Origin of the sequence: Catellatospora bangladeshensis (assembly GCF_016862575.1) — a bacterium.
In the GTDB taxonomy this organism is placed as follows: Bacteria; Actinomycetota; Actinomycetes; order Mycobacteriales; family Micromonosporaceae; genus Catellatospora; species Catellatospora bangladeshensis.
Map to the genome: position 1 here is coordinate 216,224 of NZ_BONF01000016.1, position 24,641 is coordinate 240,864.

Genomic DNA, 24,641 nt, shown 5'->3' on the forward strand with positions numbered 1-24,641 from the left:
CTCGCGCCCAGCCGCTCCAACAGCTCAAGGATGGGCAGCACCGATTCCCTGTGGTCGAAGTCGCCCCATTGACCTTTGGCGCAGAAGATCCGCGATGCGGTCATCTGCTGACTTCTGACAATGTGGACCGTTGTGCTGTCGAAGACGATCGGTGCGGAGACTTCCTCGATCGGGCATGCGACGCTGCACGTACGCGGGCCGTCACGATCCTGCGGGACCGGGAAGGGGCCGTTACAGTCACGGGGTACTCCGCTGCGACTTCCTACGCGACACCGCGAACCGCAGCCGGTCCGCGCCAGGAGGACTGCCGATGAGCAAGTACGAACCGCTGCGCTGGTTTCTCGCCGGACGCCCGGAAGACACTCGCGAGGTGCGCATGAGCTTCGCGGAGATCGAGGGTCTGGTCGGCTCATTGCCCCGCTCGGCGAGGGAGTATCGGCCGTGGTGGGCCAACAGCGCACTCGTGCAGGCGCAGTCCTGGCTGGCTGCCGGATGGTCCATCGACTCGGTCAACCTGACCGCGGAGAACGTGGTCTTCGTCCGCAGCCGTGTGCGGCGGCGCGACACCGGCTCCCCTGTCACGGTTCGGCCGGTCGAAGCCCAGGTCGGCGACGTTTCGCGGCATGAGGAACGATCCGTCCGCACTACACCGCATGGGCCGTCGGCGCCGGTGGACCACGATGGGCATGACCACACCGAGGCGGCGGTTCAGGCCCATGTCGTGACCCATCTCGCGCGGGACGGCTGGCTGATCCGGCGCGTCACGGACACGGAAAGCCGCGAGCAGGGGTTCGACGTGCTCGCGGAGAAGGCGGGCCGCACGCTCGTGGTCGAGGCCAAGGGGTACCCGAGCCGTTCTTATACCGATCCGCGCCGGGCGGGGGAGACAAAGCCGACGAGCCAGGCGACCCAGGCACGCCACTGGTACTCCGGTGCTCTGCTCAAAGCCGTGCTGACCCGGGACGAGCATCCTGCGTACGAGATCGCCATCGCCCTGCCGGACATGCCGACCTATCGATCGCTGCACCGGCGGACCGCTGCCAGTTTGTCGCTATTGCAGGTCGGTGTGTTGTTCGTCGCGCCCGACGGTACGGTGTCCGTCGCCTGACCGGTGGCAGAGCCGCACGCTCCGGTTCCGTTGGGGCAGCCGAGTTCTGTCTTCAACACCGGCACCTCCCGACGGCATGTCGTGCGGCCGCCCTTCGCTCAGGACGTTAAGAAGGGCACCTTCCTATACGCATAGCGTTAAGAAGGTGCCCTTCCTTGCGGGGCGGCGGAGGGGTGTCGGATAGGTCAGAATGGTCAGTCATGACCGAGATTCCGGGCCATCTGCGACCTTTCGTGCTCTCGCCGGCCGAGCTGGAACCCGAGCGCACGGGTTCCATCGACTTGTACGTGCCGGACGGCGACGGGCCCTTCCCCGGGGTGGTGATCCTGCACGGCGGTCCGCTGCCGCCGGACCTGCGCCCCACGCCCCGCGACTGGCCGGTGTATCGCGGATACGGTGCCCTGCTCGCCTCGCGGGGGCTCGTCGCGTCGGTCGTCGACCACCGCCTCTACGTGTTGCAGAACGCAGACGGCGTCGTGCTGGACTATCCCACCGCGGCGGAAGACGTCACCGCTGCCGTCGATGCGGTGCGGGCCGATCCGCGGGTGGACGCCGACCGGATCGTGGTCTGGTTCTTCTCCGGTGGGGGCCTGCTCAGCGCGGACTGGCTGCGCGAGCCGCAGGCCTGGCTGCGCGGGGTGGCGCTGACGTATCCCGCGCTGGCGCCGCTGCCCGGCTGGCCGGTGGACCCGCGGTTCCGGCCTGTCGAGGCGGTCGCCGAGGCGGTGCCGCGGCAGGTCCCGATCGTGCTCACCCGGGTCGGGCTGGAGAAGCCGGAGATCGCCGAGACGGTGGCCGGATTCCTCGCGGCGGCTGAGGGCGCGGGTTGGCCGGTGGAGATCGTCGACGTGCCGCACGGCCAGCACTCGTTCGACGTGCTGGACCACACCGACGAGTCCCGGGAGGCGGTGCAGCGGATGGTCGCGCAGGTCGAGAAGCTGCTGGGCTGATCAGGCCGGGCCGTCTCCGGGGCCGGACGCGGCCCGGCTCAATCGAAGCTTAAAAGATCCTTTATTGTTGCCTCACTGTAGGGGTTGTGTATTTCGGGCCATTACGGTGGCGCGATGCTGATTCCTCGCAGATCACTCCTGACCGGACTGATCGCCGTGCCCGCCGCCGGTGCCGCCGGGGCCCTGCTCGGCGGCGCACCCGCCGGCGCCGCGCCCGCCGCGATCGACCGCACCGCGTTCAAGCTGCGCCGCCGCGCCGGCTCCTACGCCGCCGCGATCGCCGGGCTCGACGCCGCCCTGCCCAACGTGACCGTGCAGCAGGTCCTCGACGACGGCAACCGCGTCGCCACCCGGCTGACCGCGAGCGAGGGCGCCGCGCTGGTCACCAACTTCGCCGCCGGGTTCCGCTTCGAGAGCGGCGACGTCGGCACCGCCGAATGGATGCCGCAGGGCATCACCACCAGCTCCGACGCGCTCGACTCCGGGGTGTACGAGGACCGCAAGGCGGTGCTCGTCTCCTGGTACTCCACGGCCGTCGACGGGGAGAAGGGCGTACGGGTCAGCTTCGTCAACCGCACCGACCCGGCCGCCCCGCGCTACCGGCACGTGCTGCTAGTCGAGCCGTACACCTCGGGCGGGGTGCACAGCTTCCGCCCGATCAACGTGCACGCGGGCGGCATCGCCTGGTACGGCCACCACCTCTACGTCGTGGACACCAACCGCGGCCTGCGGATCTTCGACCTGAACCACCTGTGGCAGACGTCCACCACCAGCTCCACCACGTGCGGCCGCCAGTCTGACGGCAGCTACCAGGCGTTCGGGTACAAGTACGTGCTGCCGCAGTCGCTGGCCTACGACCAGGTCGGCACCGGTGGGCTCGTGTTCTCGTTCATCTCGCTGGACCGCAGCACCAGCCCGGACAGCCTCCTGATCGGGGAGTACGGCAACCCCGGCACGGGCACCCGGCTGGCCCGCTGGGGCGTCGACTACACCGACCGCGAGCTGGTCCACGACTCCGGCTCGACCACCGACGCCACCGCGAGCTGGGCGTACCGGGTGGACGTGACGTCGATGCAGGGCGCGCTCAGCCTGAACGGCAAGTATTTCCTGTCCACCAGCGACGGCGACGCCAACGACGGCGACCTGGCCACGTGGACGCCGGGCGGCAGCGTGGTCATGCACTACGACACGCTGCCGATCGGCTGCGAGGACCTCACCTACCGCCCGAGCGTCGACGAACTCTGGACCGTCACCGAGTACGCCGGCCGCCGCGTCGCCATCTCCGTCAAAGCGGGTGCCTTCTAACCCACCCCCGCCGCCCTGAAGGCCCGCACTTTCGGGGAAACTGCGCGAATACGAGCGGCGAAAGCCACAGTTTCCCCGAAACTGCAGCCGGACCCGGCGGAGCGGTTCCGTGGCGTGGTCAGACGAGGGTGACGCGGTGGATGTCGGTGCGGGCGACCGCCGCGTCGCGTTCGGCGGCCAGGGTGGTGCGGCGGGGGTCGGTCATGTACGCGTCCAGCGCGGCCTGTGAGGGGACCGAGATGAGCTGGATCTCGGTCGGCGCGCCGTCGGCGCCGTCGGTGCGGGCCCGCTGCAGCAGCGTGCAGCCGTGGTCATCGAAAAGGGCCAGGACCTTGTCCTCGTACGCCGCCAGCGCCGCCTCGGCCCCGGGATGTGCCCACAGCAGCACGCACAGGTTGATCGTCACGGCATCCCCCGACCTGATCGAAGCTCCATCCACGCCGTTCTAGCAGCACGGATGGAGCCTCGATCAGCGGGGTCGGCCGCGTCCCAGCGCTACGGCGCCCAGGGGCTCACCAGCGCCCAGGTGGTGTCGGCGGCGTAGCCGGCCGGGCTGTCGTACGGGTGCGGCCCGCCGTTGCCGGCCACCCAAACCTCGGCGGCGTAGTGCCGCACGCTGAGGCTGGGCAGGTTCGAGCTGACCAGGCTCACGTTCCCGGTGCCGTACCGCCCGGCCTGCGGGCAGAACGTCGCGTCGGCGTCGAAGAGCGCCGACCCGTCGCGCGCGTCCTTGCGCACCCGGAAGTTCGCGTGCCGCAGGTAGTGCCCCGCGAAGTTGCGCGACTCGAACGAGTAGCACGTCGGATCGGCCAGCCCGCGCCGGACCACGAACGTGGCGTCCGCCTTGAGCGTGGCCGAGCTGGACGCGTTCACCACCGAGGTCACCCCGAGGCCGGCGCTGTGCGCGAGGAACCGGTCGGTGTACCCCGGCGTGACGACCTGGAGCGACCGCGCCTGGTCGAGCGGTAGGTCGACGCCGCTGCGCCACCACGGCGAGCTGCCCCGCCAGGTCGCGTCGGCCGCGAACGACGCCGGGTTGTCCCACGCGTTGGCCCCGCTGCTGTTGGAGATCCACACCTCGGAGTTGATGTGCCGCAGGTAGCGGCCGGGGAAGTTGTACGACTCCAGCGAAACCCCACCGGCGGCGAGCCCGGCCCGCTGGCAGAACGTGGCGTCGGCGGCGTACAGCGACGTGCCGTCGTTCGGGGCGAGCTGCACCCGGTAGCCGGAGTGGCGCAGGAACTGCCCCGGCACGTCCCGGGACTCGAACGACAGGCAGGACGCCGAGGCCAGCCCCTGCCGCACCCAGAACGTGGACGCCTTCTTCACCGCGTCGGTGCTCGTGCCGGAGACGACCTGGGTGACGCTCGGCGAGCCGCTGTGGCTCAGGTACTTCGTGGTGTGCCCGGATGTGGTGACCCGGAGCGAGGCGAGCTGCCCGACGGGCAGATAGCTGCCCTGCGCGGCGGCGAGCACGGACAGGTTCACCGCGCGGGCCTGCGCGAAGTCCATCTTCTGGATCTGCCGGTCGTACGTGAAGAACCCGTTGACCTCGTTCTCGACGTCGGTGGGTTCGGTGTAGACGCTGGCGGACAGGCCGCGGCCGTCGATGAGGTTGCGCAGCTGCCCGGTGGCCTCGACGTAGCGCCGGGTGAGGGTCGCCGAGTCCGGGGTCATCTCGTACGCGAACCCGTTGCCGGGCGACCACTCGTGGCCGGTCACGCGCAGCCCGATGCCGCCGTACTCGCCGAGCACGGCGATGCGGGTCGCGGTGGGCAGGGCGGTGGTGCCGGGCCCGACGTAGATGTGGTCGTCGATGACGTCGCCGTTGCCGCCGTCGAAGCCGCAGCAGTTGGAGCCGGAGTTGTTGGTGACCAGGCGGGACGGGTCCCAGCTCTTGACCAGGTCGGCGATGCGGGCCGGGTCGTACTCGCCCCAGCCCTCGTTGAACGGCACCCAGAGCACGATCGAGGTGATGCCCTTGAGCTGGTCGATCATCCGGCGCAGCTCGGACTCGAACACGGTGCGGTCGGCCGCCGAGGGGGTGAAGCCGGTCTTCATGGCGGGCATGTCCTGCCAGACCATGAGCCCGAGGCGGTCGGCGTGGTAGAACCAGCGGGCCGGTTCGACCTTGATGTGCTTGCGCACCATGTTGAAGCCGAGCGCCTTCTGCTGCTCCAGGTCGAAGCGCAGCGCGGCGTCGGTGGGTGCGGTGTAGATGCCGTCGGGCCAGTAGCCCTGGTCGAGGGTGCCCAGCTGGAACACGAACTTCCCGTTGAGCACGGGCCGCAGCACGCCGTCGACCATGGCCTTGCCGATGGAGCGCATGCCGAAGTAGCCGCCGACCGCGTCGCCGCCGTTGGTGCCGGTGAGCGTGACGCGCAGGTCGTACAGGAACGGGTCGTCGGGGGTCCACAGCCGCGCGCTCGGGATCGGGATGCGCAGGTGGGCGCCGGGTGTGCCGGTGACGGTGCTGACCACCGTGCCGCCGGACAGGACCTGGGCCTGCACCCCGCTGGCGCCGCCGGTGGTCTGCACGACCAGGTCGAGCACGCCCGCGGGCAGGTCGGGGACGGTGTCCAGGCGGGTGATGCGGGCGGCGTTCGCGGGCTCCAGCCACACCGTCTGCCAGATGCCGCTGGCCGCGGTGTAGAAGATGCCGCTCGGGTTCAGGCGCTGCTTGCCCACCGGGATGCCGGCCGCGTCGACGGGGGAGTGCACCCCGACGATGATCTCGTTGGTGCCGCCGTTGAGGGCGCCGGTGATGTCGAAGGTGAACGCGTCGAAGCCGCCGCTGTGGCTGCCGACGCTGACGCCGTTGACCCAGACCTGGGCGGTGTAGGTGACCGCGCCGAAGTTGAGCAGGATGCGGCGGCCGGTCCAGCCCGCGGGCACGGTGAAGGAACGCTTGTACCACATGTAGTTCTGGTGCCGCATGATGCCGGAAAGGGCCGATTCGATCGGGTACGGGACCAGCGCGGTCTCCGCGAGCGTCTGCCCGAACGGCGGGCTGGCCAGCGACGACGCGCCGGCGAACTGCCACTGGCCGTTGAGGCTCTGCCAGTCGGGGCGGGTGAGCTGCGGGCGCGGATACTCCGGCAGCGGGTTGGTCAGCGAGACCTGGCTCGTCCAGGGCGTGGTCAGCGGCGGGGTCTTCGGAACGTACGGCCCGGCGTGCGCGGGCTGCGCCACGGCCAGCGCCGGGGCGAGCGCCAGGAGTGCCGAGACGAGGACGGCCAGGGGACGGCCGGGGAATGTGGACAGTCGCATGCGTCGCGCTCCCTACGGGGTGGCGGGCGGACCGGGGGACGGCATGTCCGATGTCAGAAAGGTTTCGTAACGGTGCAGACACGACATCTTGTCGTCACCGGACTCGGTCTGTATAACGTTATAGAGCGAGGGTCGTTGATCGCAATCGCCGGAACGATTGCGCCGCAACATTTTCGGCGGCTCCCGTTAGTGCAGTAAGAATGCCCTCCTTTATTGACGTACGTCAATAACACCGCAGAAGGAGAGTCCCCTCATGTTCCGCACCCGATCACTGACCATCGCCGCGACCCTCGTCCTCGGCGGCGCGTTCCTCAGCGCCTGCACCAAGGGCGAGGAGACCGGCACCCCGACGGACGGCGGCAGCGCCGGTGCGCAGGTGGTGGCCTCGGCCAGCCCCGGCGGCGAAGGCTGCACGCTGCAGTCGTACGGCGGCACCAAGTTCGACCTCAAGGACGCGATCGTCGGCTTCTCCCAGTCGGAGAAGGAGGCGAACCCGTTCCGCATCGCCGAGACCCAGTCCATCAAGGACGAGGCCGCGAAGCTCGGCGTCAAGAAGCTGCTCGTCACCAACGCGCAGTCGCAGCTGTCCAAGCAGGTCAGTGACATCCAGGACATGCTCGCCCAGGGCGCGCAGTTCCTGATCGTCGCGCCGCTCAACTCCGACGGCCTGGAGCCCGCGCTCAAGGCGGCCGCGGACAAGAAGGTCCCGGTGCTCACCATCGACCGCAAGGTCAACGCGACCGCGTGCAAGGACTACGTCGCGTTCCTCGGCTCGAACTTCGTCGAGCAGGGCAAGCGTGCCGCCGACGCGATGGTCAAGGCGACCGGCGGCAAGGGCAAGGTGGCCATCCTGCTCGGCTCGTCGGGCAACAACGTGACCACCGACCGCACCAACGGCTTCGTCGACCAGATCAAGGCGACGGCGCCCGGCATCGAGATCGTGGCCCAGCAGACCGGCGAGTTCGCCCGGGACAAGGGCCAGCAGGTGACCGAGCAGCTGCTGCTGAGCAACCCGGGCATCACGGCGATCTACGCCGAGAACGACGAGATGGCGCTGGGCGCGGTCACCGCGATCAAGGGCGCGGGCAAGAAGCCCGGCACCGACATCAAGATCGTGTCGATCGACGGCACCGCCAACGCGGTGAAGGCCATCGTCGCCGGTGAGATCAACGCCGTGATCGAGTCCAACCCGCGCTTCGGCCCGCTGGCGTTCGCCACCGCGCAGAAGTTCCTGGGCGGCGAGTCCATCCCCGCCAACGTCATCATCTCCGACCGCGAGTACGACTCCGCGAACGCGGCGGCGTCCCTGAGCAGCGCCTACTGACGCTGCGCCAGTGCCGGAAGTGCGCCTGCCGAACGCCGCGGCAGGCGCACTTCCCACGATCGGGACGCGAAAGGAGAGAGCACCCGATGACCGAACCCGTGCTGGACGTACGCGGGGTCAGCAAGAGATTCCCGGGCGTGCTCGCGCTGGACGACGTGTCGCTGACCGTCGCCCCCGGCGAGGTGCACGCCCTCGTCGGCGAGAACGGCGCCGGCAAGTCCACCCTCATCAAGATCCTCACCGGGGTGTACCGGCCCGACGCCGGGCAGGTGCACTACCTCGGGCAGCCCGTCGGGTTCGGGCGCCCGCTGGACGCGCAGGCGGCCGGGATCTCCACCATCTACCAGGAGGTCAACCTCGTCCCGCTGATGAGCGTCGCCCGCAACCTGTTCCTCGGCCGCGAGCCGCGCGGCCGGTTCGGGCTAATCGACACGGCGCGGATGAACCGCGAGGCCGGCGAGGTGCTGGCCCGCTTCGGCATCACGGTCGACCCGCGGCTGCCGCTGCACTCGCTGGGCCTCGGGGCGCAGCAGATGGTCGCGCTGGCCCGCGCGGTCGCGGTCGACGCCAAGGTCGTCATCATGGACGAGCCGACCTCGTCGCTGGAGCCCCGCGAGGTGGAGACCCTCTTCCGGGTGGTACGCGAGCTGAGCGGGCGGGGCATCGCGATCATCTACGTCAGCCACCGGCTCGACGAGCTCTACCAGCTCTGCGACCGGGTCACCGTGCTGCGCGACGGCCGCCGCGTCCACACCGGCGAGCTGGCGCAGCTGGACCGGCTGAGCCTGATCTCGCTGATGCTCGGCCGCGACGTGGCCGACGTCCGCCGCCACGGGCTGACCGGCTTCTCCGCGCACGACGCGGGCGATGTCGAGCCGATCCTGCGGGTGCGCGACCTGACCGTGCGGCACCAGCTGCACGGCGTCTCGTTCGACGTGCGCCCCGGCGAGGTCACGGGACTGGGCGGGCTGCTCGGCTCGGGCCGGTCCGAGACCGCGAAGGCGGTGGTCGGTGCGCTGGGCGCGGACGGCGGCACGGTCGACATGGCCGGGCGGCGGCTCAAGCGCCGCACCCCGGCGGGCGCGATCCGGGCCGGGATGGCGATGCTGCCCGAGGACCGCAAGGCCGAGGGCATCATCCCCGGCCTGAGCGTGCGCGAGAACATCGTGCTCGCCGCGCTGCCCCGGCTGTCGCGCTTCGGCGTGGTCTCCCGGGCACGGCAGGACCGGGTCGTGGAGACGTTCATGAAGCGGCTGCGCATCAAGGCCGCCAGCCCTGAGCAGAAGGTGTCCGAGCTGTCCGGCGGCAACCAGCAGAAGGTGCTGCTGGCCCGCTGGCTGTGCCTCAACCCGCGGCTGCTGCTGCTCGACGAGCCCACCCGCGGCATCGACGTGGGGGCCAAGGCCGAGGTGCAGGCGCTCATCGACGAGCTGGCCGCCGAGGGCCTGGCCGTCGTGCTGATCTCCTCCGACCTGGAGGAGCTGGTCGAGGGGGCGGACCGCATCGTGGTGCTGCGCGCCGGCGCCGTCGTCGGCGAGCTGTCCGGCGACGACGTCACCGAGGACAACATCATGGCCGCGCTGGCACAGGAGGCAGCCCATGACTGACACGACAGCGGTCCCGGCCGCCTCCGTCGACCGCGCCCGGCTGGCCCGCTGGGCCCAGGACTACGGGGTGTACGCGGCCGTCGCCGCGCTGGTGCTGTTCAACATCGCGTTCACCGACAACTTCCTGCAGACCGCGACGCTGCGCACGCAGCTCGTGCAGGTGGCCCCCGTGGTCATCGCGGCGCTGGGCATGGCGATGGTCATCGGCAGCGAGGGCGTCGACCTGTCCGTCGGCTCGGTGATGGCGCTGGCCGCGGCGGTGCTGCCGCTCTACATCGGATACGGGTTCTGGCCCGCGGTGCTCGTCGCGCTGCTGGTCGGGGCGCTGGTCGGGGTGGTCAACGGCACCCTGGTCGCCGTGGTCGGGCTGCAGCCGATCGTGGCCACGCTGGCGCTGCTGGTCGGCGGCCGGGGCCTGGCCCTGGTCTTCGCCGACGGGCAGCTCAAGGGCATCACCAACCCGACCCTGCTGGAGCTGGGCACCGGCGAGCTGCTGGGCGTGCCGTACACGGTGCTCATCGCCGGGGTGCTCGCGCTCGTCATCGGGTTCGTCGTGCGGGGCACCGTGTACGGGCGGCAGCTCGTCGCGGTCGGCGGCAACCGGGCGGCGAGCGCGCTGGCCGGGCTGCCCGTCAAGCGGGTGCTGATCGGCACGTACGCGCTGTGCGCGGTGCTCGCCGCGCTGGCCGGGGTGCTGGCCACGGCCCGGCTCGGCGCCAGCGACCCGTCCGCGATCGGCAACCTGATGGAGCTGTCGGCGATCACCGCCGTGGTGGTCGGCGGGACCCCGCTGTCCGGCGGCAGCATCCGGGTGCTCGGCACGGTCGCCGGGGCGCTGCTGATGCAGCTGGTGCGGGCCATGCTGATCAACCACGACCTGCCCGACTCGTCGGCGCAGATGATCCAGGCGGCCATCATCCTGGCCGCGGTCTACATCGCACGGGAACGGCGTACCCGATGAGCCAGATCCTCACCACTCCCGCGGCGCCGGCGCATCCGGCGCCGGTCGAGCGCGAGCTGCGCCGCGAGCGCCTGGCCGGGCTCGCCCAGCGGCACGGCGCGCCGGCCGTGCTGGTCCTGGCGGTGCTGGTCGCGTCGGTGCTGTTCCCGGCGTTCCCGACGGCGGAGAACGCCAACGGCATCGCGATCCAGTCGTCGTTCCTGGCGATCGTGGCGCTGGGCATGACGTTCGTGATCATCACGGGCGGCATCGACCTGTCCGTCGGGTCGGTGTTCGCCCTCGGCGGCGTGCTCGCCGCGTATGCGTCGCAGTGGGGGCCGGTGCCCGCGCTGCTGCTGCCGCTGGCCGTGTGCGGCGCGATCGGCCTGCTCCAGGGCTTGCTGATCGCGAAGACCGGCATGGCGCCGTTCATCGTCACGCTCGCCGGGCTGCTCGGCGCGCGCGGCCTGCTGCTCGCGGTCACCGACGAGGGCTCGACGACGTACCTGGTGCCCAAGGACTCGGCGTTCCTGGAATTCGGGCAGGGCACGTTCCTCGGCATCGGGTATCCGGTGTACCTGGCGGTGCTGCTGTTCGTGCTCGGTGCGGTGCTGCTCCAGCGGACCCGCTACGGTCAGGCCGTGTTCGCGGTCGGCGGCAGCCCGGACGCGGCGGCGCTGATGGGCCTGCCGGTGGCCCGGATCAGGGTGCTGACGTACCTGCTCAGCGGGTTGCTGGCCGGGTTCGCCGGGGTGCTCAACGCGTCGCGGCTGTCCTCGGGGGTGACCATCCTCGGCGTCGGCATGGAGCTGGACGCCATCGCCGCGGTGGTCATCGGCGGCACGCTGCTGGTCGGCGGCGCGGGCTCGATCAGCGGCACGCTGTGCGGGGTGCTGCTGCTCGGCGTGATCCAGAACGTGATCAACCAGATCGGCACGCTGAACTCGTCATACCAGTCCGTGGTCAGCGGCCTGTTCCTGATCCTCGTCGTGGTCGTGCAGACCTTCCTGGGCAGGAGGCGGCGAAGGCCGCGTTGACGTGGCGGCCCCGGCAGTGGTGACAATGAGCAGTGAGTGGAGGAACCCCGCCCATGGCGGTCAGTCTCAAGGACATCGCCAGGCGGGCGGGCGTGTCGCAGGCGACGGTGTCCAACGTCGTCAACGGCTATCGTCCCGTCGGCGAGGCCACCCGGGCCAAGGTCCAGCAGGCCATCGACGAGCTCGGGTACACCCCCAACCTCAGCGCTCGGCACCTGCGCCGGGGCCGCACCGGCATCATCGCGCTGGCCATCCCGGAGCTGAACAACCCGTACTTCGCCGAGCTGGCCGACGCGGCGATCCGCACGGCCACCCGGCGCGGCTACACGCTGCTGCTCGACTACACCGACGGCGACCGGGACAAGGAGCTGCTGGTCGCCGACGGGTTCCGGTCGCAGATCATCGACGGCCTGATCCTGTCGGCGGTGCACCTGGACCGCGCGGACATCATGACCCGCACCAGCGAGACCCCGATGGTGCTGGTCGGCGAGGCGATCTACGGCGCGCCGTACGACCACATCGTCATCGACAACCTCGCGGCCAGCCACGCGGCGGTCCGGCACCTGGTGGCGCTGGGCCGCCGCCGGATCGCGTTCATCGGCGCGCACATCGAGGCCAACCGCGCGCCGTCGCTGCTGCGCCTGCGCGGTTACACCGAGGCGCTGTCGGCGGCCGGGCTGCCGTTCGACCCCGAGCTGACCGTCACCACCAGCGGCTTCCGCCGGGGTGACGGCGCGGCGGGCATGCGGGAGCTGCTGCGCCTGCCGCAGCCGCCCGACGCGGTGTTCGCGTTCAACGACCTCATCGCGCTCGGCGCGATCCGCGCCCTGTACGAGCACGGGCTGCGGGTCCCCGAGGACGTCGCGGTGATCGGCATCGACGACGTGGAGGAGGGCCGGTTCAGCATCCCGACCCTCACCACGATCTCGCCGGACAAGGAGATGATCGGCCGGCTGGCGGTGGAGAAGCTGCTCGACCGGGTCGAGGGCCGCCCCACCAACCCGCCCACCGAACTCCAGCCCCCGTTCCGCCTGGTCATCCGCGAATCCGCCCCCGCCGCCTGACCCGCCGGGTCCGCCTCGGCGGGTAGATGGCCGTGCGGTCCACAACTTCTGGGTTGTACCCACAACACAGGAGTTGTGCCGCGCAGGCGTCACATCGCCGCGGGCGGGTTCGGGGCCGCGGCGGCCCAGTCCTCGACCGGGATCGGCAGCTTGCCCGCGTAGCAGTCGGTGACGTAGCAGCGGCGGTGCAGGCCGGGGTGGTGCAGGTCGAGAATCTCGCGGCGGGCGGCCCAGGCGTCGGCGGTGCGCCCGGCCTCGAACAGGTTGTGCTGCAGGGCGTCGAGCGCCCAGATCAGGATGTCGGTGGCGTGATGGTCCAGGACGGGATCGATCAAGCGTGCGGTCGCGACGGCCTCCTCCGACAGCCGGAGCCGGACCGGCAGGTCGAGCCCGGTCCGCTCCCGGCGGATGAGCGCCTGGGCCAGGTGGCCCCGGTAGCCGGGGTTGCGGGCGGCCAGTGTCTGGTAGGCCCAGACCTCGGTCTTGGCGTCCGGGCGGGCGGACGAGAGGAGAACGGAACGCGCGATGAGCTCGATCTCGTGCAACATGCCTCCGTGGCTCGGTGGACAGAGCGCGGCGCCCACCGGACAACGGGCGGGCGCCGACACGAAGGGGAACATTAGGGGGCATCAGCCGCAGGTCGCGACGGTCGAACAGCCGAGTGATCAAGACGCGGAATTCGCTTATGCTGGTGTCGTCTTGATCCCGCCTCGGGTAACGGCGTTGCGGCAGCCACCTGTGCCCACGTAGGGTCCCCTCCTCGTGAGCAAGGTCATCGACAGGATCGTCCCGGCACGGTTCGGCAGAAGCTTCCGCTGGTTGCTGGCTTCGTCCTGGACCACCAACCTGGGCGACGGCATCGCGCTGGCCGCCGGGCCGCTGCTGGTCGCCTCGCTGACCGACGACGCGTTCCTCATCTCCCTGGCCGCGCTGTTCGGCTGGGCCCCGGCGCTGCTGTTCGGCCTGTACGCGGGCGTGCTCTCCGACCGCCACGACCGGCGCCGCATCGTGCTCGCCGCCAACGCCGTACGTATCGCCGTGCTCGCCGTGCTGATCACCACCGTCGCCACCGGCACCCTGTCGGCCCCCGGGGCGCTGCTCGCCCTCGGCCTGCTCGCCACCACCGAGGTGTTCGCCGACAACACCACCGCCACGCTCACCCCGATGCTGGTGCCGCGCGCCGACCTCGCCCTGGCCAACTCGCGGCTGCAGACCGGCTTCATCACGTTCAACCAGCTCGCCGGGCCGCCCATCGGCGCCGCCCTGTTCGCGGCCGGCAGCACCTGGCCGTTCCTCACCGAGATCGTCCTGGACGTGGCGGGGCTGCTGCTGGTGTCCCGGATCGTGCTGCCCGCGCACGGCCGCGCGGCGGGTGCGCCGGTGCGCGGGGTGTGGCAGGACGTCGTCGAGGGTTACCGGTGGACGGTGCGGCACCCCGCGGTGCGTACCCTCATGCTGATCATTCTGATCTTCAACGTGACGTTCGGAGCGGCCTGGTCCGTGCTCGTCCTCTACGCCCAGGACCGGCTCGGGCTCGGCTCCGTCGGCTTCGGCCTGCTCACCACGATCTCCGCGATCGGCGGCCTGCTCGGCACCAGCATGTACGGCTGGCTCACCCGGCGGGTCAGCCTCGGCAACCTGATGCGGGCCGGCCTGCTCCTGGAGACGGTCACCCACCTCGGCCTCGCGGTCACCCGGTCCGGCTGGGTCGCCTCGGTCATCTTCTTCCTGTTCGGCGCGCACGCGTTCATCTGGGGCACCACCTCGATGACCGTCCGGCAGCGGGCCGTCCCGCACCACCTGCAGGGCCGCGTCGGCAGCCTCAACACCATCTGCGTGTACGGCGGCCTCGTGGTGGGCGCCCCGATCGGCGGCGCGCTCGCCGCCGGGTACGGGGTGACCGCGCCGTTCTGGTTCGCGTTCGGCGGCTCGGTCGTGTTCGTCGTCCTGCTGTGGCGCGAGATGACCCACATCGCCCACGCCGACGAGCAGCCGCAGCCCTCCGCCGCGTGACCGTCCCCGGCGGTCAGCGGCGGCCGGTGCGCAGGTGCTCCACGGCGGCTCGGGCGGCCGTGCCGATCACGGCGTCGGCGCGGGGGAGGGTGAGCGCGGTCGACGCGCTGCGGGTGAACACGGCGACGGCGTAGCGCCCGCCGTCCGGGTACTCCACCACCCCGATCTCGTTGCGCACCGTGGGCAGGGTGCCGGTCTTGCCGCAGACGCGTACGTCGTCGAACGGGAAGCCTGACGCCAGCCGGTGCGGCCACACCTGCAGCGCGAGCAGCCTGCGCACCGCGGCGCAGGAGCGCGGCGTGGCCACCTCGTCGCGCCACAGCCCCGCCAGCAGCGTCGTGCAGTCGCGGGCCGTGGTCCGGTTCGACACGGTCACGTCGAGGGTGGCCAGCCGGGACAGCGCCGCCGGGTCGGTCAGCAGCGCGCCGAGTCGTGCCGGGTCGGCGGTGCCGAGCGAGGCGGCGGTGCGCGCCGCGACGTCGCGGCACACCTCGATCACGGCGGTCCGGGTCATCCCGGCGGCGGCGACCGCCTCGGCGACGGCGGGCAGGCCGAGGTGGTCGGCGAGCGCGTCGGCGGCGGCGTTGTCGGACACGCTGATCGCGAGGTGGGCGAGGTCGCGCAGGGACATGACGACCGGGTCGGCCATCGCGCCGATGCCGGTCGGGCCGCCCGTGCGCGCCCCCGGCTCGACCGTGACGCGCTGCGCGGGATCGGCGAGCCCGGCGTCGGCGGCCCGGTGGAGGGCCAGCACCAGCGGCACCTTGAACACGCTGGCCATGAGCACGAGCGTGTCGGCGCCGACGCCGACCTCGCGGCCGGACCCGAGGTCGATCGCGTGCAGCCGCCCGGTGACGCCCGCGTCGGCGAACAGCGCGCTGATCCGGTCGCGGACGTCGTCACTCATCGCGGGCTCCGTACGGCGGGGCGGGGAACTCGGAGGCGGGGCGGGTGTGCGGCACGGGCCGGGCGGCGGGCGCCGGGCCGGGGCCGAGCACCGCGGCGACGGTCTGCGCGAACGCGGCCGCGTCGGGGTGGCGTCGGTCGCGCGGCCAGGCGACCGCGACCCGTTCGGCCAGCGGCTGCCCGGCCAGCGGCCGCCAGGCCACGTCGGGGTGGTGCGGGCCCGCGCCGGTGTCGAACGCGACGGCGGTGCCGGCCAGGACCAGGCCGATGGCGAAGCTGCGGCCGTCGGCCTGGTGCACGGCGGGCGGGCGGTAGCCGTGCCGGTCGCAGGTGTCGAGGACGTCGTCGAACCGGGCGGGCGCCCCGGCCCGGGGGAAGGTGACCAGGTCGTAGCGGCCGAGGTCGGACAGCAGCAGCTCGGGGCGGCCGGCGAGCGGCCCGGCGGCGGCGACGAGCACACCCAGCGGGCGGTGCACGACCGGGCCGAGGGCGAGCTGCGCCAGGTCGCAGGGCAGCTGCAGGACGCCGACGTCGAGCTGCCGCCGGGCCAGGGCCTGCTGCTGCGCGGCGGTCGGGATCTCCCGGAGTTCGAGCACGGTGCGCGGGCGGCGCTGCCGGAACCCGCCGAGCACCGCCGCGACCGTGGCGCCCTCCAGCTCAGGCGGCAGCGCGGCGCGCAGCACCGCGGCGGTCGCGGTGTCGACCTGCTCGGCCAGGGTGAGCACGGCGTCCGCGCGCAGCAGCAGCTCCCGGGCCTGGGGCAGCAGCAGGCGGCCCGCCTGGGTGAGGGTGGTCTCGCGCGGCGAGCGGTCGAACAGGCGCACCCCGAGTTCGCGTTCCAGGCGCTGGATGCGCTGCGACAGCGGCGGCTGGGACATGTGCAGGCGGCGCGCGGCGCGGCCGAAGTGGAGCTCCTCGGCCACCGCGACGAAGTATCGCAGGTGCTGTATGAGGTCCACGGGCTGCGACGATACCTGATCCGATATCGGGCCTGCGCGGTATTGATGTTGGACCGGGCGGTGACCGGCGGGGTTGGCTGCTTTCAGGTGATCCCGACCGGAAGGAAACCACCGTCCCATGTGCCAGAACTGTGCCACCGCATCCGCTGTCCCGCGCCGAGACCTGCTGCGCCGTGCCGTGCTCGGCGGCGCGGCCGCCGGGGTCGCCGCCGTGGGCCTGTCCCCGGCCGCCGCGGGGGCGGCCGCACCGGCCCCCGCGCCCGAGAAGATCGGCTCCGGGCGGGCCGCCGGGGTGTCGATGCGCTGGCTGGGCGTCTCCGGCTGGGAGATCGCGTTCGACGGCCGGGTGCTCTACTTCGATCCGTACCTCAGCCGCTTCGACTACCGCCTGCCCGGCGGGCCGCTCGCGGTCGACCCGGCGGTGGCCGATCGCCTGCTGGCCACGGGGCGGCTTGCCGGGCCGCCGGAGCTGATCATGATCAGCCACGGGCACTGGGACCACATGGCCGACGTGCCGTCGCTGCTGTCCCGGCCGGACTGGGCGGGAGCGACGATCCGCACCATCAGCACCGAGACGCACCGGCACCTCATGCACGCCATGGGGATGACCGACGCGCAGCGCAAGAACAACATCGTCGCCACCGGCGGCGAGGACCTCGAGTTCGGCGGCGGGGCGTACCGGGTGCAGGTGATCCGCAGCCTGCACAGCCAGTCGCTCGGGTACGGCTTCTTCGCCCCCGGCACCCGGGTCGCCCCGCCGCCCGCCCCGGCGAGCATCAACGACCTCGTCGAGGGCGGCACGCTGGCGTACCAGGTGACCGTGCGCGACCGGCTGAAGATCCTGATGTTCGGCGGGACCAACTTCGTCGAGCGGGAGCTGGCGGGGATGCGGCCGGACGTGGTCGCGGTGTCCATGACGGACAGCAGTTCGCTGCACCGCTACCTGGAGCGGCTGCTCACCGTGCTGGGCGGCCCCCGCTACGTGATCCCGGTGCACCATGACGACATGGTCACCGGCTTCGACGACCCGAACCTGCGCGACACCGTCGACGCGGGCGCGGTGCGGCGGGTGAAGGACGCGGTGCGCGCGCTGGGGCTGCGGACCGAGGTGATCGAGGCGGAACACCTGCGCCCGCTGCTGTTCTGACCGGCCGGGGGACGCCGCTGTGGCGTCCCCCGTCACGCTCCGTTTCACTGTTGTCGCCTGGACGCTCTAATGTGTCCACATGGCCACCGAGGTACGCGCCGATCCGACCGAGCTGACCCGGCTCGCCGCGACGTTCCTGAAGGCGTCGCAGCGGCTGGGCGACGCGCTGCGGGCCGCGCAGGCGTCGGTCACCCCGCCGGTGACCGACTACGGCGACACCTCCGGCGCCGCGCCCCTGCACAAGGCCGAGGACGGCGCGGTCGAGCCCGCCGGGCTGGCCGTGGGCCGCCTGGTCGAGGTGCTGGAGGGCGACGTGGACCGGCTCTACCGGATCGCGTTCGCGTACGAGCAGGCCGATCTGCACGCGATGGACGACATCGAGCGGCGCCGAGGAGGTCCCCGCCCGTGATTCCTCAGGACCCGCCCGCACCGGCCCCGGCGCCGATCAACTACGTCAACGTGTGGACCATCGCGGCGAACCCGGCCGGGCTGGAGGGTGCCGCGCGCGCCTGGCGCACGTACGCGACCGAGGCCGAGGGCACCGCCGACGACGTCGACGGTCCGGCCAAGGCCGTGTACGACGGCAAGTGGGCCGGACCCACCGCCGACGAGTTCGAGCAGCACCGGCGCACCTTCTCGGCCGACCTGCGGGAGACCGCCGACATCGCCCGGCGGCAGGCCGACCAGCTCGACAAGGCCGCCGCGGCGCTGCGCGCGGGCCAGCACACCCTCGACGACGCGCTCGCGCAGCTGTCCGGCAAGGTCAGCGCGCAGCTGTCGGGCGACCGGTCCACGGTCACCTTCCACCCGAAGGACGACGCCCAGGCCCAGCTCGTGCACGACGGCGCGGCGCACGCGAGCAAGCTGCGCAAGGACATCGACGACGAGCTGCTGCCGTACGAGACGGCGCTGAACAAGCTGCGCCCCGAGTGGGAGGCGATCGCCACCGCCTGGGCGGGCACCGCCAACGGCGTCGACCCGTTCACCATGCCGCCGGAGGCCACCGGCCCGTACGTGCTCTACGACGGCAACACCGCGATCGTGAACACGGGCACCGGCGACGACAAGGTCAAGATCAGTGTCGACCCGAAGACGGGCGAGCAGATCATCGAGGTCAACGGCATTCCGTACCGGTTCCCGCCCGGCGCGGACGTGGTGGTGCGCACCGGTGAGGGCAATGACGAGGTGGCCGTCGCACCGGGCACGAAGCTGAAGCTGACGCTGCTCGGCGGCACCGGCGACGACACCATCAACGGCGGCGACGGCGACGAGACGATCCTCGGCCACACCGGCGCCGACCGCATCCACGCGGGTGCGGGCAACGACCGCGCCTCCGGCGGCGCCGGCCGCGACTACCTCGACGGCTACCGCGGCGACGACACGCTGACCGGCGGCGAGGGCGACGACGTGATGTACGGCCTGTCCGGCGACGACAAGCTCAGCGGCGGCGCGGGCCGCGACTACCTGGAGGGCGCGACCGGCCGCGACGTCGTGGACGGCGGCGCCGACGACGACATCGTCTCCGGCGGCCGCGACGACGACGTGCTGCGCGGCGGCGGCGGCGCGGACAAGCTCTACGCCGGGCACGGCAACGACGTGATCGGGGCCGGGACCGGCACCGACACCGTGTACGCCGAGAGCGGTGACCGCCGCAGCGGGGCCGAGCAGGTCGTCACCGTCGAGATCAAGGACCTGGGCCAGGACATCCGCATCGAGGGCTCCGACGAGTTCAAGGAGCGGGTGCAGGCCGACCTCGACATGCTCCGCTCCTCGCCGCGCGGCCAGGAGATGCTGTCGGCGATGGACGAGATCCACGCGGGCAGCGACGGCGGCGACGACAACTCCCTGACCATCAAGGAGACCAGCGGCGGCAACACGGCCGCGTCGGAGTCGTGGCGCGGCGGCTTCCTGTGGACCGGCGACCGGGAGAAGTACACCGTCGAGTACAACCCGGACAAGCTGGAGGCGCGCGACGAGCGCCCGCCGATCTCCGGGCTGTTCCACGAGTTCGCGCACGTCTACGACTACGGCAACGACACGTCCGCGCCCGGCACCTACCGCGGCTCGGACAACCCGGGCGTGCCCAACGACGAGCGGGAGGCCGTCGGCCTGCCGGTCGACCTGGACGAGGACGGCACTCCCGACGGCCCCTACGCCGAGCACCCCGAAGGCGTCACCGAGAACGCGCTGCGCGAGGAGATGGGTTGGCCGGACAGGACGGTCTACTGATGCGGCGGCTGGTCCTCGCCGCCGCGCTCCTGCTCGCGGCGGCCACGGCGGGGTGCGCCGGCTCGGCGCGGGAGCCGGTGAGCGCCGCGCCCACCGGCGCGCCGCCGGACGCCGAGTTCTCCGCGTCGGTGACGCAGGAGGACGAGGTGCTGCACATCCGCTACCGGCTGGTCAACAAGGGCAGCGGCGGTGTGTACGTGCTCAACGGCGTGCCGCTGCAGGAGCAGACGCTGTCCGTGCGGCCCGCCGCCGACGCCGTCTACGTGACGGGCCGGGGCGGGCACATCGCCGAGATCGCCAAGCGCGCCTTCGACATGCCCGACACGGACAGCAAGGCCTGGGAGGCGCCGTATCGCGTCGCGGGCCACCTGGTGGCGCCCGGTGAGGCGTTCTCGGAGGAGGTCACGGTCGCGCTGCCGCTGCACCGGCGCCACCCGTACGGCGACGACGTCGGCGAGGGCGTCATCGAGCTGCCCGACCCGACCGACACCGTGGTGTTCTGCGTCGGCGTGGTGCGCGAGGCGTGGCAGCCGCCGGAGAGCACCCCGGCGCTGCCGCTGTTCCCGCACCTGTCCTCGACGACCAGCAACCAGCACCTGTTCTGCTCGGCGCCCGCCCCGGTCGCGCAGTAGCACCCGGCCGGGCAGGCGTCAGCCCAGCCGGGCCAGGTCCGCCGGGGACAGCCGCAGCGCTCCCGCCGCGATGTTCTGCTCCAGGTGGGACGGGTCGCCGGTGCCGGGGATGGCGAGCACGTGCGCGCCCTGGTGCAGGGTCCAGGCGAGGCGCACCTGGTGCGGGGACACGCCGTGGGCGTCGGCGACGGCGCGTACCGCATCGGTGTGGTCCTCACCCGCCCCGGACTCCCGCCGCGCTCCGGCCAGCGCGAAGTACGGCGTGAACGCGATGCCGCGCTCCCCGCAGACCCGGAGCAGGCCGTCGTCCTCGCGGCCGTTGTCCAGCGAGTAGCTGTTCTGCACGCACACGACCGGCGCGATGGTCTGCGCCTCGTCCAGGTGGTCGACGCGCGCGTTCGAGATGCCCAGGTGCCGGATCAGCCCCTCGTCGCGCAGCCGCGCCAGGGCGGCGAAGCGCTCGGCGAGGGAGTCCTGGCCGGGGCGCTTGAGGATGCGCAGGTTGACCACGTCCAGGTGGTCGCGGCCGAGGCGGCGCAGGTTCTCCTCGACCTGCGCCCGCAGCTGCGCCGGGGTCTTCGCCTGGTAGAAGTCCGGGTCGTAGCCGGGGCCGACCTTCGTGGTGATGACCAGGCCGTCCGGGTACGGCGCGAGCGCGTCGCGGATCAGCTCGGTGGCGTACCGGACGGCTCCCGAGCCGACCTGGAGGGTGCCGCCTGGGGAGAAGTAGAAGGCGGCGGTGTCGATGTGGTTGACGCCAAGCTCGACCGCGCGGCGCAGCACCCGGACGGCCAGGTCGCGGTCGGGGTTGGCGGTGATCCGCATGGAGCCGTAGCCCATGCGGCGGACGGTGAGGTCGCCGAGGGTCCATTCGCCCGCGGCGGCCGCGGTGATCTCTCCGATATGCACCGGGCGACCCTAGCCACCGCTGCTGACCTGCGCACTGGGCTCGCCGCCCGATACCGCGCGGCGGTGATCCCTGCTAACTTCTTAACATCGGGATAGTCATTCCAGGCTGATGGTGCCGGTGGTGGTGGCCGGGCCTGCGGCGTTCAGCGCGTCAGCGATGCCCTCCGCCCACGAGCGGATCGCGTCCCAGTCCCGGAAGTCCCCCTCCGGCGCCCGCAGCGCCACGACCAGCGCCTGCTCGGCGATGCTGAGGCGGCTGTGTTCGAGGCGGCCGGGGAACACCTTGTGCTCGCGGGCCAGGGTCGCCTCCGCGATCGCGGTCACGTCGACCGGGTCCTCGTCGGTCATCGGCGGCTCGCCGACCGGGCCGCTGGAGAACAGCCACACCGGATGCGTGGACAGCACCGCGGCGTGGCTCTGCACGAACCAGCGGGCCGGCTGCAGCCAGTGCCCGGAGTAGACGGCACTGCCGATGACGAACGCGTCGAACCCCTCGACCTGCACGCTCGGGTCGATCTCGGCGGCGTTCGCGTCGAAGCCGCGCTCGCCGAGCACCTTGGCGATGGCCTGGGCGATCTCGGTGGTCGACTCGTACTTCGAGGCGGCGGCGACCAGCACGCGGCGCGGCGGGCCCTGTCCGGTGAGCGCCTCGGGCAGCTCCTCCAGCTGCGCCATGACCAGGCGCTGCAGGGGCGGCTCCAGCAGCGGCGGGCCGGTGACGGGCGCGGCGACCGGGGTGGGTGCGGTCGTCATGCCGGGGTCCGCTCCAGGTCGGCGTCGGCCTGCGCGAGCAGCCGGTTGCCCAGCTCGACCAGTGCACGCCCGGCGGCCAGCTCGTCGCCGATCACGGGCACGTCCTCGTCGTACCGGTTGCGCTCGGCGGCTCCCGCGCCGGTCAGGGACGGGGTGCCGTCGTCCGCGGCCAGTTCCGCCCGCGCGGTGGTGCGGCCGGTGCCGTCGTCGTCGAGGGCGATGTCGACCGTCCAGTGCTTGGTGCTCATCGGCGCAGGCCTCCCCCGGTTTGCGGGCACGTCGCGTGCCGCCCCTGCCATTGTCCCCGCGCGGCGGGCGGTCCGGGCCGGTTGTCCGGCAAAAGGTGTCCGCTTTCGGCGGTACGCCGCCCCGCCGGGCGTGATGCCGGTTCTGTGCCTCGCCGCGGCCTATCGTGAGGCGGTGACCAGCGAGACGGTGTACGCCGGATTGTTCGGCACCGTGTTCACCATCGCGGTGCTCATCGCGGTCGCCCGCCGGCTGCTGAGCCGCCGCACCCGCGCCCCGCGCCGCCGCTCCCGCTGAGCCGCGCGCCGGTGGCTGTGGGCCGCGGCGCGCAGGCCGGCGGGGCTGGTGGCATCATGGCCCGATGGCTGAGGACCCCGCCGAGCGCCGCTGGCGCCTGATGAACGGCTGCGACCGGATGCTGTCCGGCAACCGTGCGCCCTCGCTGCGCGAGCGGCTGGCCGACCTGGCCGCGAGCAGCCTGCCGGAGCTGGACGGCCGCGCCGACGTGTACGGCGGCGGTGGCCCCGTGACCGTGCTGGAGAAGCGGGTGGCCGGGCTGCTGGGCAAGCCGGACGCGGTGTTCTTCCCGACCGGCACCATGGCGCAGCAGGTGGCGCTGCGCTGCTGGGCCGAGCGCACCGGCAGCGACGTGGTGGCCCTGCACCCGCTCAGCCACCTGGAGGTGCACGAGCGCAAGGCGTTCACGACGCTGAGCCGCCTGCGCGGCGTATGGCCGACCGCCGAGCGGCGCCAGCCCACCGCGCAGGAGGTGCGGGAGCTGGACGAGCCGTTCGGCACCCTGCTGGTGGAGCTGCCGCTGCGCGACGCCGGCTTCCTGCTGCCCACCTGGGACGAGCTGAACGCGCTGGTCGCCGCGGCGCGCGTACGCGGCGCGAAGGTGCACTTCGACGGCGCCCGCCTGTGGGAGTCCACGCCGCACCTCGGGCGGGACCTGCCCACCGTGGCGGGGCTGGCCGACAGCGTGTACGTGTCCCTCTACAAGACGCTGGGCGGGCTGTCCGGCGCGCTGCTGGCCGGGGCCGAGGACTTCGCCGCGCAGGCCCGCGCCTGGCGGCACCGCTACGGCGGGACGCTGTTCCAGCAGTGGCCGGCGGCGGTCGCGGCGCTGGCCGGGCTCGACCGGGAGCTGCCCCGGCTGCCGGAGTACGTCGCGCACGCCAAGGTGGTCGCGCAGGCGCTGGCCAAGCTGCCCGGCGCGCGGATCTTCCCGCAGGTCCCGCACACGCACCAGTTCCAGCTGTGGCTGCCGGGCCCGGCCGACCGGCTCAACGAGGCGGCGCTGCGCCTGGCCGAGCAGCAGCGGACCTGGTTCTGCGGGCCGTTCACGGACCGCGCGCCCGACCTGGCCTGCGCCGAGATCACCGCGGCCCGCCCGGCGCTGGACTGGACCGCCGACGACGTCACGGCGGCGGGCACGGCTCTGCTGGAACTGGCCGCGGCGGGCTGACACACTTGCCGTGATGCTGACGACGCTGCTCGCCCAGGTGCACCGGCTACGCGCCGCCCGGCCCGGCCGGCTGGTGGTCGGCATCGCCGGCTCGCCCGGCGCGGGCAAGTCGACCCTGGCCCTGGCGCTGGCCGCCGAGCTGGACCACGCGGTCATGGTGCCGATGGACGGCTTCCACCTGGCCAACGCCGAGCTTCGGCGGCTCGGCCGCGCCGACCGCAAGGGCGCCCCGGACACCTTCGACGCCGCCGGTTACGCCGCGCTGCTGCGGCGGCTGCGGGAGACCACCGGCGAGACGGTGTACGCGCCGACGTTCGACCACGTCCTCAACGAGCCGGTCGCCGGGGCGATCCCGGTGCCGGGCGACACCGAGGTGATCGTCACCGAGGGCAACTACCTGCTGCTGGACACGCCGCCGTGGGACCGGGTGCGCCCGCTGCTGGACCTGGCCGTCTACCTGTCCGCCGACGACGGCCCCCGGGTCGACGGCCTGCTCGCCCGCCAGCGGGAGAAGGGCCTCGACGCCGAGGCGGCCCGCGACTGGGTGTACCGCAGCGACGAGGCCAACGCCCGCCTCGTCGTCGCCACCGCCCCCCGCGCCGACCTCCACCTCCACCGCCCCTGACGCCCCTCTTCAAGATCATCCGACTTGCCTGGCAGGCGGGCGTATCTTGACCGCGCATACGCCCGTCTGCCTGGCAAGTCGGATGGTCTTCGCGGATCGGAACGCACAGCGGACATCCAGGCCGGGCTGACGGAGGGTCGAGGCGGCGC

At 72.3% G+C, this 24,641-nt stretch carries 24 protein-coding genes; 16 read left to right on the forward strand and 8 right to left on the reverse strand.

Features of this window, described 5'->3' with window-relative positions:
- Positions 1–310: 310 nt before the first annotated feature.
- The 3 genes from Cba03nite_RS15970 to Cba03nite_RS15980 all read left to right on the forward strand — a co-directional run bounded on the left by Cba03nite_RS15970 (position 311) and on the right by Cba03nite_RS15980 (position 3,363).
- Positions 311–1,108, forward strand: a complete 798-nt coding sequence (locus Cba03nite_RS15970) for a DUF7662 domain-containing protein (protein WP_203746499.1) — start codon at positions 311–313, stop codon at positions 1,106–1,108.
- A gap of 200 nt (positions 1,109–1,308) precedes the next feature.
- Positions 1,309–2,058: an alpha/beta hydrolase gene (locus Cba03nite_RS15975; protein ID WP_203746501.1), complete on the forward strand. Its 750-nt coding sequence runs from the start codon at positions 1,309–1,311 to the stop codon at positions 2,056–2,058.
- 114 nt (positions 2,059–2,172) lie between these two features.
- Positions 2,173–3,363: a hypothetical protein gene (locus tag Cba03nite_RS15980; protein ID WP_203746503.1), complete on the forward strand. Its 1,191-nt coding sequence runs from the start codon at positions 2,173–2,175 to the stop codon at positions 3,361–3,363.
- Positions 3,364–3,481: 118 nt separating this feature from the next.
- Here Cba03nite_RS15980 and Cba03nite_RS15985 read toward each other — a convergent pair whose 3' ends face one another.
- Positions 3,482–3,769: a hypothetical protein gene (locus tag Cba03nite_RS15985; RefSeq protein ID WP_203746505.1), complete on the reverse strand. Its 288-nt coding sequence runs from the start codon at positions 3,767–3,769 to the stop codon at positions 3,482–3,484.
- An 89-nt stretch (positions 3,770–3,858) separates the two neighbouring features.
- The gene (locus tag Cba03nite_RS39755) at positions 3,859–6,633 is read right to left on the reverse strand and encodes an AbfB domain-containing protein (RefSeq protein ID WP_239125773.1); all 2,775 of its coding nucleotides are present in this window, start codon (positions 6,631–6,633) and stop codon (positions 3,859–3,861) included.
- Between the two features lie 253 nt (positions 6,634–6,886).
- Here Cba03nite_RS39755 and Cba03nite_RS16000 point away from each other — a divergent pair, with 253 nt between their 5' ends.
- The 5 genes from Cba03nite_RS16000 (at position 6,887) to Cba03nite_RS16020 (ending at position 12,605) form a co-directional block, all read left to right on the forward strand.
- The gene (locus Cba03nite_RS16000) at positions 6,887–7,957 is read left to right on the forward strand and encodes an ABC transporter substrate-binding protein (RefSeq protein ID WP_203746507.1); all 1,071 of its coding nucleotides are present in this window, start codon (positions 6,887–6,889) and stop codon (positions 7,955–7,957) included.
- 86 nt (positions 7,958–8,043) lie between these two features.
- Positions 8,044–9,564, forward strand: coding sequence for a sugar ABC transporter ATP-binding protein (locus Cba03nite_RS16005; RefSeq protein ID WP_203746508.1), 1,521 nt, complete (start codon positions 8,044–8,046; stop codon positions 9,562–9,564).
- A complete protein-coding gene (locus Cba03nite_RS16010; RefSeq protein ID WP_203746509.1) occupies positions 9,557–10,525 on the forward strand; it encodes an ABC transporter permease in 969 nt (322 codons plus the stop codon). The genes Cba03nite_RS16005 and Cba03nite_RS16010 overlap by 8 nt, the downstream gene beginning before the upstream one ends.
- A complete protein-coding gene (locus tag Cba03nite_RS16015; RefSeq protein WP_203746510.1) occupies positions 10,522–11,541 on the forward strand; it encodes an ABC transporter permease in 1,020 nt (339 codons plus the stop codon). Before Cba03nite_RS16010 ends, Cba03nite_RS16015 begins: the two co-directional genes overlap by 4 nt.
- Positions 11,542–11,594: 53 nt before the next feature.
- Positions 11,595–12,605: a LacI family DNA-binding transcriptional regulator gene (locus tag Cba03nite_RS16020; protein WP_203746511.1), complete on the forward strand. Its 1,011-nt coding sequence runs from the start codon at positions 11,595–11,597 to the stop codon at positions 12,603–12,605.
- A gap of 89 nt (positions 12,606–12,694) precedes the next feature.
- Here Cba03nite_RS16020 and Cba03nite_RS16025 read toward each other — a convergent pair whose 3' ends face one another.
- Positions 12,695–13,153: a hypothetical protein gene (locus tag Cba03nite_RS16025; protein ID WP_203746512.1), complete on the reverse strand. Its 459-nt coding sequence runs from the start codon at positions 13,151–13,153 to the stop codon at positions 12,695–12,697.
- A 214-nt stretch (positions 13,154–13,367) separates the two neighbouring features.
- Between Cba03nite_RS16025 and Cba03nite_RS16030 the strand changes: the two genes are divergently transcribed.
- Positions 13,368–14,618 carry an MFS transporter gene (locus Cba03nite_RS16030; protein ID WP_203746513.1) on the forward strand — a complete coding sequence of 417 codons (1,251 nt, stop codon included), beginning with the start codon at positions 13,368–13,370 and terminating at the stop codon, positions 14,616–14,618.
- A gap of 13 nt (positions 14,619–14,631) precedes the next feature.
- On the opposite strand, the gene Cba03nite_RS16035 is transcribed toward Cba03nite_RS16030, so the two are convergent.
- The gene (locus tag Cba03nite_RS16035; protein ID WP_203746514.1) at positions 14,632–15,525 is read right to left on the reverse strand and encodes a serine hydrolase; all 894 of its coding nucleotides are present in this window, start codon (positions 15,523–15,525) and stop codon (positions 14,632–14,634) included.
- A complete protein-coding gene (locus tag Cba03nite_RS16040; protein WP_203746516.1) occupies positions 15,518–16,483 on the reverse strand; it encodes a LysR family transcriptional regulator in 966 nt (321 codons plus the stop codon). The genes Cba03nite_RS16035 and Cba03nite_RS16040 overlap by 8 nt, the downstream gene beginning before the upstream one ends.
- Positions 16,484–16,601: 118 nt before the next feature.
- On the opposite strand from Cba03nite_RS16040, the gene Cba03nite_RS16045 reads away from it, so the two are divergent.
- The 4 genes from Cba03nite_RS16045 (at position 16,602) to Cba03nite_RS16060 (ending at position 20,491) form a co-directional block, all read left to right on the forward strand.
- Positions 16,602–17,630 carry an MBL fold metallo-hydrolase gene (locus tag Cba03nite_RS16045; RefSeq protein WP_203746518.1) on the forward strand — a complete coding sequence of 343 codons (1,029 nt, stop codon included), beginning with the start codon at positions 16,602–16,604 and terminating at the stop codon, positions 17,628–17,630.
- A 79-nt stretch (positions 17,631–17,709) separates the two neighbouring features.
- A complete protein-coding gene (locus tag Cba03nite_RS16050) occupies positions 17,710–18,039 on the forward strand; it encodes a hypothetical protein (RefSeq protein ID WP_203746520.1) in 330 nt (109 codons plus the stop codon).
- Positions 18,036–19,859 (forward strand): M91 family zinc metallopeptidase, encoded by a 1,824-nt coding sequence (locus tag Cba03nite_RS16055; protein WP_203746522.1) that lies wholly within the window; start codon positions 18,036–18,038, stop codon positions 19,857–19,859. The genes Cba03nite_RS16050 and Cba03nite_RS16055 overlap by 4 nt, the downstream gene beginning before the upstream one ends.
- Positions 19,859–20,491, forward strand: a complete 633-nt coding sequence (locus Cba03nite_RS16060) for a hypothetical protein (RefSeq protein WP_203746524.1) — start codon at positions 19,859–19,861, stop codon at positions 20,489–20,491. Before Cba03nite_RS16055 ends, Cba03nite_RS16060 begins: the two co-directional genes overlap by 1 nt.
- A gap of 18 nt (positions 20,492–20,509) precedes the next feature.
- On the opposite strand, the gene Cba03nite_RS16065 is transcribed toward Cba03nite_RS16060, so the two are convergent.
- From Cba03nite_RS16065 to Cba03nite_RS16075, 3 genes are all read right to left on the reverse strand, one after another.
- Complete coding sequence (locus Cba03nite_RS16065) at positions 20,510–21,400, reverse strand: aldo/keto reductase (RefSeq protein ID WP_239125774.1); 891 nt, start codon at positions 21,398–21,400, stop codon at positions 20,510–20,512.
- Between the two features lie 96 nt (positions 21,401–21,496).
- On the reverse strand, positions 21,497–22,153 hold the full coding sequence (locus Cba03nite_RS16070) for a flavodoxin domain-containing protein (RefSeq protein WP_203746526.1): 657 nt from the start codon (positions 22,151–22,153) through the stop codon (positions 21,497–21,499).
- Positions 22,150–22,401 carry a dsRBD fold-containing protein gene (locus tag Cba03nite_RS16075; protein WP_203746528.1) on the reverse strand — a complete coding sequence of 84 codons (252 nt, stop codon included), beginning with the start codon at positions 22,399–22,401 and terminating at the stop codon, positions 22,150–22,152. The genes Cba03nite_RS16070 and Cba03nite_RS16075 overlap by 4 nt, the downstream gene beginning before the upstream one ends.
- A 172-nt stretch (positions 22,402–22,573) precedes the next feature.
- Between Cba03nite_RS16075 and Cba03nite_RS40330 the strand changes: the two genes are divergently transcribed.
- From Cba03nite_RS40330 to Cba03nite_RS16085, 3 genes are all read left to right on the forward strand, one after another.
- Positions 22,574–22,696 carry a hypothetical protein gene (locus Cba03nite_RS40330; protein ID WP_275411591.1) on the forward strand — a complete coding sequence of 41 codons (123 nt, stop codon included), beginning with the start codon at positions 22,574–22,576 and terminating at the stop codon, positions 22,694–22,696.
- A 64-nt stretch (positions 22,697–22,760) separates the two neighbouring features.
- Complete coding sequence (locus tag Cba03nite_RS16080; RefSeq protein ID WP_203746530.1) at positions 22,761–23,867, forward strand: threonine aldolase family protein; 1,107 nt, start codon at positions 22,761–22,763, stop codon at positions 23,865–23,867.
- Between the two features lie 13 nt (positions 23,868–23,880).
- Complete coding sequence (locus Cba03nite_RS16085) at positions 23,881–24,492, forward strand: nucleoside/nucleotide kinase family protein (protein ID WP_203746533.1); 612 nt, start codon at positions 23,881–23,883, stop codon at positions 24,490–24,492.
- Positions 24,493–24,641 lie beyond the last annotated feature (149 nt).

Excerpts from the sequence above, each read along its gene's own strand:
- Cba03nite_RS15970 (WP_203746499.1), top strand. The coding sequence starts at position 311 with ATGAGCAAGTACGAACCGCTGCGCTGGTTTCTCGCCGGACGCCCGGAA.
- Cba03nite_RS15975 (WP_203746501.1), top strand. The coding sequence starts at position 1,309 with ATGACCGAGATTCCGGGCCATCTGCGACCTTTCGTGCTCTCGCCGGCC.
- Cba03nite_RS15980 (WP_203746503.1), top strand. The coding sequence starts at position 2,173 with ATGCTGATTCCTCGCAGATCACTCCTGACCGGACTGATCGCCGTGCCC.
- Cba03nite_RS39755 (WP_239125773.1), bottom strand. The coding sequence starts at position 6,633 with ATGCGACTGTCCACATTCCCCGGCCGTCCCCTGGCCGTCCTCGTCTCG.
- Cba03nite_RS16000 (WP_203746507.1), top strand. The coding sequence starts at position 6,887 with ATGTTCCGCACCCGATCACTGACCATCGCCGCGACCCTCGTCCTCGGC.
- Cba03nite_RS16005 (WP_203746508.1), top strand. The coding sequence starts at position 8,044 with ATGACCGAACCCGTGCTGGACGTACGCGGGGTCAGCAAGAGATTCCCG.
- Cba03nite_RS16010 (WP_203746509.1), top strand. The coding sequence starts at position 9,557 with ATGACTGACACGACAGCGGTCCCGGCCGCCTCCGTCGACCGCGCCCGG.
- Cba03nite_RS16015 (WP_203746510.1), top strand. The coding sequence starts at position 10,522 with ATGAGCCAGATCCTCACCACTCCCGCGGCGCCGGCGCATCCGGCGCCG.
- Cba03nite_RS16020 (WP_203746511.1), top strand. The coding sequence starts at position 11,595 with ATGGCGGTCAGTCTCAAGGACATCGCCAGGCGGGCGGGCGTGTCGCAG.
- Cba03nite_RS16025 (WP_203746512.1), bottom strand. The coding sequence starts at position 13,153 with ATGTTGCACGAGATCGAGCTCATCGCGCGTTCCGTTCTCCTCTCGTCC.
- Cba03nite_RS16035 (WP_203746514.1), bottom strand. The coding sequence starts at position 15,525 with ATGAGTGACGACGTCCGCGACCGGATCAGCGCGCTGTTCGCCGACGCG.
- Cba03nite_RS16045 (WP_203746518.1), top strand. The coding sequence starts at position 16,602 with ATGTGCCAGAACTGTGCCACCGCATCCGCTGTCCCGCGCCGAGACCTG.
- Cba03nite_RS16050 (WP_203746520.1), top strand. The coding sequence starts at position 17,710 with ATGGCCACCGAGGTACGCGCCGATCCGACCGAGCTGACCCGGCTCGCC.
- Cba03nite_RS16060 (WP_203746524.1), top strand. The coding sequence starts at position 19,859 with ATGCGGCGGCTGGTCCTCGCCGCCGCGCTCCTGCTCGCGGCGGCCACG.
- Cba03nite_RS16070 (WP_203746526.1), bottom strand. The coding sequence starts at position 22,153 with ATGACGACCGCACCCACCCCGGTCGCCGCGCCCGTCACCGGCCCGCCG.
- Cba03nite_RS16075 (WP_203746528.1), bottom strand. The coding sequence starts at position 22,401 with ATGAGCACCAAGCACTGGACGGTCGACATCGCCCTCGACGACGACGGC.
- Cba03nite_RS16080 (WP_203746530.1), top strand. The coding sequence starts at position 22,761 with ATGGCTGAGGACCCCGCCGAGCGCCGCTGGCGCCTGATGAACGGCTGC.
- Cba03nite_RS16085 (WP_203746533.1), top strand. The coding sequence starts at position 23,881 with ATGCTGACGACGCTGCTCGCCCAGGTGCACCGGCTACGCGCCGCCCGG.